Here is an 11,692-nt window from a genome sequence, read left to right on the forward strand (position 1 = left end):
TGTATTCTGGATAAGCTTTGCAAAAACGCCTCACTTGAGGCGTTTTTTTATGGCTTTGATTTGAAGCGCAGTTTCGAGCTACGAACGGCGAGATAAAGCCCATATTGATAAATTGTGAGTCGGCCTTTAGGGTGTCACATCACTCTTTTTAAAGGGTAAAGCGAGCTACAAGAAGTCAAAAAATTATCACCACAGAGGGCACAAAGCGCTGCGCTGCACAGTGAGCAGCAATAAGTTTTGAGTGTTAAAATAATCATGATAATCAGTGGCTTGCTACCTTAACTGTGCGTATTTTTTGTCTTTCCCTCCGTGTTCTCTATGCCCTCTGTGGTTCAAACTCTTTGGCTTTAATAACAGATATACATGGTCGCCCTGCGATCTTTTTTCGCCATGTGATAATTATTCAGAGTTAAATAAATTAATCATATAGTGCTTGAATATGATTGACAAAGATTGAAGTGGATGTATATTGATTGTTAATGTGTTGTGTTATTCTTTTTGCAGTTTTATCTGCGTCAAACTTATCAGGAATCATAAATGGGCTACCGACCAGTTGAATATAAACATGTCAATTATCTGTGGGAAGATGATGTCGCGGATAAACTCGACCCAGTAGATAACTTAGTTTATCGCTCGAATGTACTCGGTGCAGATCAGCGTATTACCAATACTGGTGGTGGTAATACTTCGGCTAAGTTGATGGAAAGCGATCCGCTTACCGGCGAACAAGTTGAGGTATTGTGGGTTAAAGGTTCAGGTGGTGATTTACGTACCTCTAATAAAGATAATTTCTCTTCTTTATACAGTGGCAAATTGCAAGCGTTGGATACCTTTTACCAGCAGCAACCAGAGAAAGGTTATAAATCAGCCGGTGAAGATACGATGGTGGGCATGTTTAAACATTGTAATTTTTGTTTAAACCCAAGAGCCTCATCTATTGATACCCCTTTGCATTCGATGATTGCCGAAAAACACATTGATCATTTACATCCTAATGCCGTTATCGCTATTGCCTCGTGTAAGGATCAGGAAGCCCTGACCGCTAAAGTATGGCAAGGCAAGTTGGCTTATGTACCATGGATGCGCCCAGGCTGGGAAGCGGCCAAAGTCTGTGAAGATACCTATGCCAAAAATCCTGATATCGATGGCATCTTGTTAGGCCAACACGGTCATACTAACTGGGCAAGTGAAAGCAAAAGCTGTTACGAAACCTCCTTATGGGTGATTGAAACTGCTGCCCGTTATATTGAACAACATGACAAAGGTGACAAGACCTTTGGTGGCCAACAACATCAAAGTCTAGGTTCAGACGATGTTACTGCTTTGTTATATCAGTTCTTACCCACTGCGCGTGGTTTGTTATCTGACAAAGTAAAGTTTGTTGCCACTGTGCAGTCTGATGCCACCACTTTGCGTTTTGTGAACAGCTTTGATGCTAAGCGACTGAGCGATCTAGGTACATCCTGCCCTGATCATTTTTTACGTACTAAGATTAAACCTTTATTTGTAGACTTTGATCCCCTTAAAGATGACTTAGCGACATTAGTCAGCAAGTTCAAAGCTGGTTTAGCGCAATATCGTATTGATTACACTGCTTATTATGAGCAATGCAAACGCCCTGATTCTCCGCCTATGCGTGACCCTAGCCCCACCGTAATTTTGATCCCTGGCGTAGGTTTAATTGCTTGGGGTAAAAACAAAAGTGAATCCCGGGTTACCGCAGAATTTTATAACTGTGCCATCGAAGTGATGCGTGGTGCAGAAGCCATCAGTGAATACACTGCCTTACCAGTACAAGAAGCCTTTGATATTGAATATTGGGCACTTGAAGAAGCTAAATTACAACGTATGCCAGCTGAAAAAACGTTGGCGCGTAATGTAGTTGTAGTGATTGGTGCCGGTGACGGCATTGGTAAGGCAACCGCTCATCGCGTTGCTGCCGAAGGTGCTCACGTAGTGTGTGCCGATCTGCGTTTGGAAGCCGCACAAGTCACTGCAGCTGAGCTGACCAAAAAATATGGTCAAGGCATTGGTGTAGCTGGCACGGGGATTTCTAACTGTGGTCCGGCTATTGCCTTATCGGTTGATATTACCAAACGTAACAGCGTACAAAACATGTTTGAGCAAGTGGTATTGGCCTATGGCGGTATTGATAATGTGATAGTCACTGCTGGCGTGTTTATGGCTGAAGGTGAAGATTACGATCGTAACGATGAAATCTTTGATTTCAGTTTTGCGGTCAATGTTAAAGGTGGTTATGTGGTGGGTTCAGAAGCCAACAAGATTTGGCAGAGACAAAATATCAAAGGTTCTATGGTATTAACCACCAGCGTTAATGCCGCTGTGTCGAAAAAAGGCTCCTTGGCTTACGATACTAGCAAAGCCGCCGCCAACCATTTAGTCCGTGAATTGGCCGTCAGTTTTGCGCCTTTAGTCAACGTTAACGCCTTAGCGCCGGCTACTGTGGTGCAAGGCAGCACTATGTTTCCTCGTGACAGGGTGATTTCATCTTTAAGCAAATATAATATTGCCTTTAATGAAAGCGAAGAAACCGATTCGTTGCGTACTAAACTCGCTGAGTTTTATGCCCAGCGCACCTTAACGAAACAGCCGATTACCCCGGCAGACCAGGCCGAAGCAGCCTATTTATTAATTTCAGGCCAGTTAAGTAAAACCACGGGGCAAGTAATCAGCGTTGACGGCGGATTACACGAAGCCTTCTTGCGTTAATAGAAATGGCGATAGTAGGAAAGACTATGCACAGAATTGAAAAGAGTTTTATTAGTGAAGAGAATCAGCAATATATTACTGATTTAAATAAAGATTTTGATTACCTTGGCGAAAAATTATCGCGCAGCGGACTGGACATTGAAAAACTGACTGACGCCGCAGTTAAGTTTCAGATTGCCGTACCTTCATGGGGTACGGGTACTGGCGGAACTCGTTTTGCACGTTTTCCTGGTGTAGGTGAGCCACGTAACATTTTTGAAAAGTTAGAAGATTGCGCTGCCATCAATGACTTGTCTGCCTGTACTAACAGCGTATCTCCCCATTTCCCTTGGGATAAGGTTGATGATTTCAGTGAACTGAAACAACAATCTGATGCTGTGGGTTTGTCATGGATTGCGGTTAACTCCAACACTTTTCAAGATCAAAAAGATCAGGCTCATTCGTATAAATACGGCAGCTTGAGCCACACTGATGCCGCCACACGTCAACAGGCTATTGAGCACAATCTTGATGTTATTTCATACGGTCAGGCGCTGGGCGCAAAAAGTTTAACGGTGTGGGTGGGTGATGGTTCTAACCATCCTGGTCAACAGCACTTTCAGCGTTCGTTTGAACGTTATTTAGAAAGCATGAAAAAGATCTATGCTGAATTACCCTCTGACTGGGAAATGCACATCGAGCATAAAATGTTTGAGCCGGCTTTCTATTCTACGGTTATTCAGGATTGGGGCAGCAACATACTGGCGGCGATGGAATTGGGACCTAAGTGCAAATCTTTGGTCGACCTTGGTCACCATGCGCCTAACGTTAATATTGAGATGATTGTATCGCGCTTGATCCAATTTAAAAAATTGGGTGGGTTCCACTTTAACGACAGTAAATATGGCGATGATGATTTAGACAGTGGTTCTTTGCACCCTTATCAGCAATTCTTGATCTTTAATGAATTGGTGGATGCAGAAGCCCGTCAGCAAGAAGGTTTTTCTCCGGCTTACATGCTTGATCAATCACATAATGTGACGGATCCCATTGAAAGTTTGATTAACTCAGCGGCCGAAGTGCAACGTTCATACATTAAAGCACTATTGATTGATCGTGAGGCTTTATACGCTCATCAAACCGCTAACGATGCCATGATGGCGAGTAGCGAGCTGAAAAAAGCCTTTAATTTGGATGTATCACCCATTTTAGCCATGACCCGTTACCGTGCTGGTGGAGCCATTGAAGCTATCGCGACTTATCGTAAGTCGGGTTATCGCCAGCAAGCTGCAATTAAACGCCCTTCTACCGGCGGTAATACCTCAGGTATTGTTTAGTTCAGGTATTGTTTATTACGTTTTGTGTGTAGTGCTACAAGGCTGACCTAGGTCAGCCTTTTTTGTTAATGGGAGCAATGACTTATGTTGCAAACTAAGGTCTTCCGGTTATGGATTATCCTGTTTGGTATCGTCAGTTTAGCGGCTTGCGACATGCTCGAAAGTCAGTTACCAGCGGATGATGTCTATTTGTTTTCATCTTTTCGGGCAAATGGTCAAGATGGTTTGCATTTGGCCGCTAGTCAGGACGGTTTAAGCTGGCTGCCTTTGAATCAGGATAAGAGTGTGCTGACGCCAGAGATTGGCGGCAAACTGATGCGCGACCCTTGCATTATTCTAGGGCCAGACAATGTATTTCATATGGTGTGGACTACCGGCTGGCAGGACAAAGGCATTGGCATTGCTCATTCGAAAGATTTGATCAATTGGTCTGAGCAAGAGTACCTCGAAGTGATGGCACCTTTTGCTGAGGCACGGAATGCTTGGGCGCCAGAGATAACCTGGGATGCCGACAAACAGCAATATCTGATTTACTGGGCATCGACTCTGGCAGGCAAATATCCTGAAACTGAAAAAACTGCGGATAAAGGCTGGGATCACCGAATTTACGCCACCACCACTCAAGACTTCTCAAATTACAGCGACACATTTTTATATTATCAGCCCGATTTTAACGTGATAGACGCGACCATTGCGATACGTGCAAACGGCTATGTGATGATAGTTAAAGACGAAACCCGTTATCCACCGGCCAAAAATCTTAAGGTGGCGTTTAGTCAATCCATGGCTGGCCCTTGGCAAGTAGCCGAGCAGCCCTTTTCACCACAGGACTTATGGGTGGAAGGCCCAACAATATTGCAAATTGGCCAATGGTATTACGTGTATTTTGATGCTTATACCGAACATCATTATGGCGTCATGCGTACTCAGGATTTTAGCAATTGGCAAGATGTCTCAGCCCAATTGCAAATGCCACAAGGCAGTCGCCATGGTTCAATTTTGCGGGTGACGTCCTCCAGAGTGCAATCTTTAATGCAACTATCTACCGCAACTCAACGTCAGGTGAATTAGTCATGTTTAGTTATCGTCCTAGGGTTTGGTTAAGTGTTGTTTTATGGCTTAGCGCCTATGTCGCAAATCCTCTCTTCGCTGCTGAGCCTGTCGATAATTCAGCGCAGCAATTTGTTATTTATCAGCAACAGCAACTCAGCAAAATCTATATCGATAACAACAGCGATCCCTTGATTAAATGGGCAGTTGATGAATTACGTAATGATATTAAGGGCATTACCGGCTCACGCCCAGAGTTGATTGAAACTCAAACCAAACAAGGCTCAGGTATCTATATTGGTCATTTCAGTGATGCTCTTATGCAGGATATTTCACTGCTAAGCGCCGATACCCATAAGCACTTAGATGCTGCTTGGGAAAGTTTCTCCCTTAGTATTCACGGACATAATCTAGTCTTGGCCGGCAGTGACGTACGTGGCACCGTTTACGCTGTTTTTGAACTGGCCGAACGTTTAGGCATTTCACCTTGGACCTGGTGGGCAGATGTAAAACCCCTAACTCAGACAGAATTAATTTTAGTTCTTAATGATGGCGATAGTTTTCAGTCTCCCTCGGTGCAGTATCGTGGCATCTTTTTAAATGACGAAGACTGGGGATTACAGCCATGGGCTGCCAAGACGTTTGAAAAAGAAGTTGGCGATATTGGCCCTCATACTTACGAAAAAATATTTCAGCTCTTGCTGCGTTTAAAAGCCAATACTATTTGGCCTGCCATGCACCCAAGTACTCAGGCATTTTTTACCATCGCGGGTAATCAGCAAATGGCTGAGCGTTACCACATTGTATTGGGTAGCTCTCATGCTGAGCCAATGTTGCGTAATAATGTGGGGGAGTGGGATCACACGAAATTAGGGGATTATAACTACTTTACTAACAGCCAAAAGATCAATGCGTATTGGCAAACACGTGTTGATGAGCTGGGTAGTAATGAAAGTATCATGACTTTAGGTATGCGCGGAGTGCATGACAGTCATATGGAAGGTTCGAGCTCAATCGAGCAGAGTGTTGCCATGTTAGAGCAGATTATCGCCACCCAAAGGCAGATGCTGAGCCAAACATTAAATCAAAAAATCAGTGACATTCCTCAAGTGATGATCCCCTACAAAGAAGTGTTGGAGTTGTATCAACACGGCCTAGTGATACCTGATGATGTCACGTTGATGTGGACAGATGACAACTATGGTTACATCAGACGTTTAAGTGAAGGCCAAGAGCTGCAACGCTCTGGCGGTGGTGGTGTGTATTATCATTTAAGTTACTGGGGCAGACCTCATGATTATTTGTGGTTAAGTACCACTCAGCCAAGCCTGATTTGGTATGAGATGTCCCGCGCCTACGCCAACGGTGCGCAAAAAATGTGGATAGCTAACGTCGGTGACATTAAACCCGCCGAATACAATATGGAGCTGTTTTTAGACTTAGCCTGGAATGTTGATAGCCTTAAGGCTGACAGTATTACTCAACATCTTGAGCAGTGGGCAGCTCGCGAGTTTGGCCACAAGGTTGATACAAAAGTGGCCGCAGTGATGAACGAATATTATCGTTTAGCCATGTTACGTAAACCCGAATACATGGGCTGGAGTCAGACTGAGCCAACAACGCAAACCCAAATCAGTGACTTTAGTGACAGTGAAGCAATAAACAGAATAAGCGCCTATAACACCTTAGTTGAACAAGTCGATACTTTGGTCAAACTGATTCCTGCCGAGCGCAGAAGCGCATGGTTTCAGTTGGTGGAATATCCGCTAAAAGCGGCCGCAGCAATGAATAACAAGTTTCTCTACCAGCAGCTATTTACTAACAGTGACCACCCATCACAGCAGGTTGAGTATAAACATAAAGCGCTGCAGGCTTATGGACAAATTGAGCAACTTACTCTGCAGTATAATCAACTCGAACAGGGCAAGTGGCAGCATATGATGTCCATGTCACCACGTAATTTACCTGTGTTTAAGCCTCCCACATTTGATTTTGTTAAACGCACTGGCGAGGCTGATATTGAGCAGTCACACACTCACTATAGGGCCGCCAGTCAATACAGTCGCCACTCGCAACAGCAGAATTATCAGTGGCAGTCGGTGCAGGGGCTGGGTTACAGCGCGACAGCCATAACCTTAAGCCCTTTTGTCAATCAGCATTTTGACCAGCAACAACCCTGGTTGGAATACGATATCAATATTAAAGAGCCTGGCGATTATCAGCTCGAATTGCGCTTTTTACCCACCCACGCCAACGACTACCAGCATCAGGTAAGCGTTGCCATTAACGGTAAAACGTCAGGTAGCGCCAAGCTCAATACTCAGGGCAGAAGCGAAGAATGGAAAACTAACGTACTGCGCAACGCTCAGATCGTGAATTTTCAATTTAGGGCCACCAAAAAAGGCCTGCATAACATACGCGTAGGCCTGAATCAGACCGGCATAGTGTTAGATCAACTGGCGGTTTATCCGGCTAGTCAAAGCCCGGCTTATGAAATTCCCGTTGCACATTAAAGCTTGCTGTAAAGGGAGAATAGCTGGCTGGGTAATCAGGCCAGTACAACAAATACGCGAATCAAACTGGTTTATGAGCCGAATAACTCAATTTAATCGGCTCACATAATCAATCTAAGGCCTGAACTTAATTTACGTTTGTTATTTTACGCAGATAAGTTAACTCAAGGTTACGCGTGTTTAATTAGTAAATTACACAGTGGCTGATTAATGTAGTAATTGGCGCGACCGATTTTTTCTTTATGTAAAAAACCACAATCGACCAGTTGCTCCAAGTATTTGGTGGCGGTGATGCGGCTAATACCTAGTTCATCGACAATAAATTCAATTTTGGTATAGGGGTGGCGAAACATATTGTTGAGCAGTTCTTGCCGGTAGATTTTGGGCAATTGCTCACGCATTCTATTTTTGTAGTCTTGCATCAGTGTTTTGATGCCTTTAATTAATGTGATAGTTGATTGCGCAGTTTGTACCACACCTTCAAGCATATAAAGTAACCAGGGTTCCCATTGGCCAGTTTCACGCACTTGTTGAAGCTGCTGATAGTAGTCGGCTTTATGCTGAATAATGTAGCGACTTAAATACAACACGGGCAAATCGAGTAAGTCTTTGGCGACTAAATATAAAATATTGATGATCCGCCCCGTGCGGCCATTACCGTCGTAAAAAGGATGGATACTTTCAAACTGGTGATGAATAATCGCCATTTTTACTAAAGGATCGGCTTCACAGAGTTCATCATTATTGATGTACTCCACTAAGTTGCTCATCAGCCGCTCAATGTCGTCTGCATTTTGTGGAGGTGTATAAATGATTTCACCAGTACGTGCATTTTTAAGGTCGGTACCCGGCAGCTTGCGCAAATCCGCACGGTTTTTTTCTAATTTTTGCTGAACACCTAGTATGTCGTGTAGTCGAATAATTTTTTGTTTTCTCACGGTCTGAAAGCTCGCCCTAAGGGCGTAGGAATAATCCTGCACTTCTTTGGCTGCGGCATTTACCATGGCCTCAGAGACCAAAGCGGCCTTGTAAATTTCGTCGTGGGTGGTGACGATATTTTCAATTTCGGAGCTGTCTTTTGCTTCTTGTAATGTAAGGGTATTGATTAAGATGGCTTCATTGGGGATAGTGGCCGCAACGCCTTTAAGTTCAGCCAGATAACGGTGGGCTTCGGCGGTTTTTTTTAATACAGCGCGAGTTTCGAATTGCTCGATGTTAGCCAAGGGTAAGGTTGGCGGTGTTTGACTCATGGCTGACATCCACTAAGGTTTTGATGATTTTTATACATGAGAGGCATCATATGTATAAAAAACGGCGATATCTATACATATTGCCAATTCATGTATAGATAATGGTTTTTTTTATACAAGTTACAGTTTTGATGTATAGAAAAAGCGATATTGACTATAGCTTGCCCCGCGTTTCATTGTCATATCAAACACACCATAAGCAGTGTTGTGTAAATTTTATTTATCTTTTTGCTACTTCATTAACAAGATTGTAATAACAGTGTTGAACTAGCATATTCACTCATATACAATCAAAAATAATCATTTATGTGAGTTTCCATCCAGTCTGGTGACTCAACACGTAGAGTACTTTTTATAAACAGGCTTATCGAGAGTAGAGAATATGCAGCATTTCCTCGCCAAACTAATATTGGCCTTGAGTTTTTTGAGTATGACAAACGGATCTTGGGCTGAGCAGACAAAATCAGACTGGCAACCCCATACTGTTTTTGTGGCGGGTGACTCTACTGCCGCCAGTTATAACCAGCCAGACCATCAGGGCTGGGCTGCAGTGCTGGACAGTTTTTTGGATAGCAGTGTAGTGAAAGTCGATAACCGCGCCCGTGGTGGTCGTAGTACTCGTACTTTTATCAGCGAAGGTTTATGGCAAAAGTTGATAGACGATGTACAAACCGGCGACTTAGTGTTTATCCAGTTTGGCCACAACGATGCTAGTAAGATCAATGATGATAGCCGTGCCCGTGGCACGATTCCGGGCTTGGGTGACGACAGCGTGAATATCCATAACTTGCTAACCAAACAAGAAGAAACGGTTTATAGCTTTGGCCACTACATTCGCAAAATGGTGGCCGATGTCAGAGCTAAAAATGCCACACCCGTATTGTTGTCGCTGACCGCTAGAAATATTTGGAACAACCAAGGTATCGAGCGAGGTTCGGGTCAGTATGGCGGCTGGATGTATCAACTTTCTTGGGAGTTAGATACGGCCTTTATTGATGTCACTAATCCGGTGGCAGATACACTCGAAGCTATGGGTATGGAACAAACCGCACAACTTTATACCAAGGATCATACCCACTTTAATGGCGAAGGTGCACAGCTACACGCCCAGACTATTATCGCCGGTTTAAAAGGTTTACGTCCAACCCTCGATCCCCAATGGTATTCGGCTAAAGGCCAGCAAGTTGCTGCCAATGATTGGACCTGGTTACGCCAACCCTTTGTTAATAATGCTGAAATACCGAGTATTTTTATGGTGGGTGATTCCACTGTGCGTAATGGAGCCGGAGACGGTGCTGGCGGTCAGTGGGGTTGGGGCGATTTTATTGGCGACAAGCTCAATAGTAAAAAAGTTAACTTGGTGAACCGTGCCATTGGCGGGTTGAGTAGCCGCACTTTTATCACTGGTGGCCACTGGCAACGCGCCCTAAGCATGATGAAACCCGGTGACCATGTGCTGATCCAATTTGGCCATAATGATGCTGCTCCGCTCAACGACGATAGTCGTGCTCGAGGCACGATAAAGGGCGTCGGTGAGGAGCAAGTGGATATCAAAAATTTGCTAACCGGACTGGATGAAAGCGTACATAGCTATGGCTGGTATTTACGCAAGATGATTGGCGACGCTCGTGCTCGTGGAATTATCCCTATTATCTGTTCACCTGTGCCGCGCAAAACCTGGGATGAAGCGGGCAGTCAAATCGTCCGTGCACAAGACAGTTATCCGCAATGGGCAGAACAAGTCGCCCGTCAAAGTGGCAGCATGTTTATCGATTTACATCGTTTAGTGGCCGACCAATACGATAGTTTAGGAGCGCAAAAAGTTGATGCTTTGTTTGCTGATGCTCATACCCATACTAGTAAAGAAGGCGCAGAGCTAAGCGCTGGCATAGTGGCGCAGCAGCTTAGGTGGACGCTCGACCTATAAAAAGTCGATGAATTTTAGTTTTAAGATAAGTGGATAAATAATGATAAATATTGGTTTAAGAGCACATGATTATGGTCAGGGTACACCGGCTGAAATAGCAGAAATTATTGGTCAATATGGTGTGAGTGGCATCCAACTGGCACTGGCTAAGTCTTTCCCTGTTATTAAAGAGCAGGCGGGGCAGTTAAGTCCCGGTTTTGCGAACCATGTTAGGGATGTGTTTGCTGCACAGGGCATTAATATTGCGGTACTGGGTTGTTATATCAATCCCATTCACCCTGATCCCGTATTAAAAGAGCAATCTTTGCAGCGTTTTGAAGAACATCTGCGTTTTGCCCGAGATTTTGGCTGCGCCATTGTTGGCACAGAAACCGGCTCGCGTAATGCTGATTGTAGCTATCATCCTGATAGTCAAAGTGAAGCAGCATTTCTCGAACTCGTTGAATCGGTTAAACGTTTAGCACGTACGGCTGAGAAATACGGCAGCATAGTGGGCATTGAAGGTGTGGCTCACCACCATACCGTGCACACGGTTGAAAAAATGCAACGTATGCTGGAATTGGTGGATTCACCTAATGTGCAGATTATTTATGACCCCGTTAATTTTTTCCCACTCGATCAGTGTCATCGGCAAGAAGAGTTAGTCGATCAGGCTTTTGAATTATTCGGCAATAAAATAGTAGCAATACACTGCAAAGATTTTGTTAATGAAGGGGGAACTAAAGCCGGCGATATGCCCTCTGGCACAGGCGAGATGAACCACGCCCATTTGTTTAAACGCATCAAACAATATAAACCTTACGTGCACACCATTTTGGAAAATACTAATCCTCACAATATCGACCAAGTATTAGCTTTTGTGCATAACGCAGCCAGTGGCCAATAATCAGCAAAAGTGAACCCACC

7 protein-coding genes are annotated in these 11,692 nt (G+C 44.2%); 6 read left to right on the forward strand and 1 reads right to left on the reverse strand.

Going from position 1 to position 11,692, the window contains the following annotated elements; genetic code table 11:
• The first annotated feature begins 537 nt into the window (after window positions 1-537).
• The 4 genes from AX660_RS18290 (at window position 538) to AX660_RS18305 (ending at window position 7,609) form a co-directional block, all read left to right on the forward strand.
• Window positions 538-2,730, forward strand: a complete 2,193-nt coding sequence (locus AX660_RS18290; RefSeq protein WP_068380152.1) for a bifunctional rhamnulose-1-phosphate aldolase/short-chain dehydrogenase — start codon at window positions 538-540, stop codon at window positions 2,728-2,730.
• A 26-nt stretch (window positions 2,731-2,756) separates the two neighbouring features.
• Window positions 2,757-4,046, forward strand: coding sequence for an L-rhamnose catabolism isomerase (rhaI, locus tag AX660_RS18295; RefSeq protein WP_068380155.1), 1,290 nt, complete (start codon window positions 2,757-2,759; stop codon window positions 4,044-4,046).
• Between the two features lie 84 nt (window positions 4,047-4,130).
• Window positions 4,131-5,117 (forward strand): glycoside hydrolase family 43 protein, encoded by a 987-nt coding sequence (locus AX660_RS18300; RefSeq protein WP_068380158.1) that lies wholly within the window; start codon window positions 4,131-4,133, stop codon window positions 5,115-5,117.
• A 2-nt stretch (window positions 5,118-5,119) separates the two neighbouring features.
• The gene (locus AX660_RS18305) at window positions 5,120-7,609 is read left to right on the forward strand and encodes a glycosyl hydrolase 115 family protein (RefSeq protein ID WP_068380161.1); all 2,490 of its coding nucleotides are present in this window, start codon (window positions 5,120-5,122) and stop codon (window positions 7,607-7,609) included.
• A gap of 170 nt (window positions 7,610-7,779) precedes the next feature.
• On the opposite strand, the gene AX660_RS18310 is transcribed toward AX660_RS18305, so the two are convergent.
• Complete coding sequence (locus tag AX660_RS18310) at window positions 7,780-8,859, reverse strand: Fic family protein (protein ID WP_068380164.1); 1,080 nt, start codon at window positions 8,857-8,859, stop codon at window positions 7,780-7,782.
• A 382-nt stretch (window positions 8,860-9,241) separates the two neighbouring features.
• On the opposite strand from AX660_RS18310, the gene AX660_RS18315 reads away from it, so the two are divergent.
• Both AX660_RS18315 and AX660_RS18320 read left to right on the forward strand, forming a co-directional pair.
• Entirely contained in the window at window positions 9,242-10,786 is a 1,545-nt protein-coding gene (locus AX660_RS18315) for a rhamnogalacturonan acetylesterase (protein ID WP_068380173.1), read from the forward strand.
• A 40-nt stretch (window positions 10,787-10,826) separates the two neighbouring features.
• On the forward strand, window positions 10,827-11,672 hold the full coding sequence (locus AX660_RS18320) for a sugar phosphate isomerase/epimerase family protein (RefSeq protein ID WP_082768997.1): 846 nt from the start codon (window positions 10,827-10,829) through the stop codon (window positions 11,670-11,672).
• Window positions 11,673-11,692 lie beyond the last annotated feature (20 nt).

This window comes from Paraglaciecola hydrolytica (assembly GCF_001565895.1).
Classification (GTDB): domain Bacteria; phylum Pseudomonadota; class Gammaproteobacteria; order Enterobacterales; family Alteromonadaceae; genus Paraglaciecola; species Paraglaciecola hydrolytica.

Coding starts and splice junctions, on each gene's coding strand:
- AX660_RS18290 (WP_068380152.1), top strand. CDS start 538: ATGGGCTACCGACCAGTTGAATATAAACATGTCAATTATCTGTGGGAA.
- rhaI (WP_068380155.1), top strand. CDS start 2,757: ATGCACAGAATTGAAAAGAGTTTTATTAGTGAAGAGAATCAGCAATAT.
- AX660_RS18300 (WP_068380158.1), top strand. CDS start 4,131: ATGTTGCAAACTAAGGTCTTCCGGTTATGGATTATCCTGTTTGGTATC.
- AX660_RS18305 (WP_068380161.1), top strand. CDS start 5,120: ATGTTTAGTTATCGTCCTAGGGTTTGGTTAAGTGTTGTTTTATGGCTT.
- AX660_RS18310 (WP_068380164.1), bottom strand. CDS start 8,859: ATGAGTCAAACACCGCCAACCTTACCCTTGGCTAACATCGAGCAATTC.
- AX660_RS18315 (WP_068380173.1), top strand. CDS start 9,242: ATGCAGCATTTCCTCGCCAAACTAATATTGGCCTTGAGTTTTTTGAGT.
- AX660_RS18320 (WP_082768997.1), top strand. CDS start 10,827: ATGATAAATATTGGTTTAAGAGCACATGATTATGGTCAGGGTACACCG.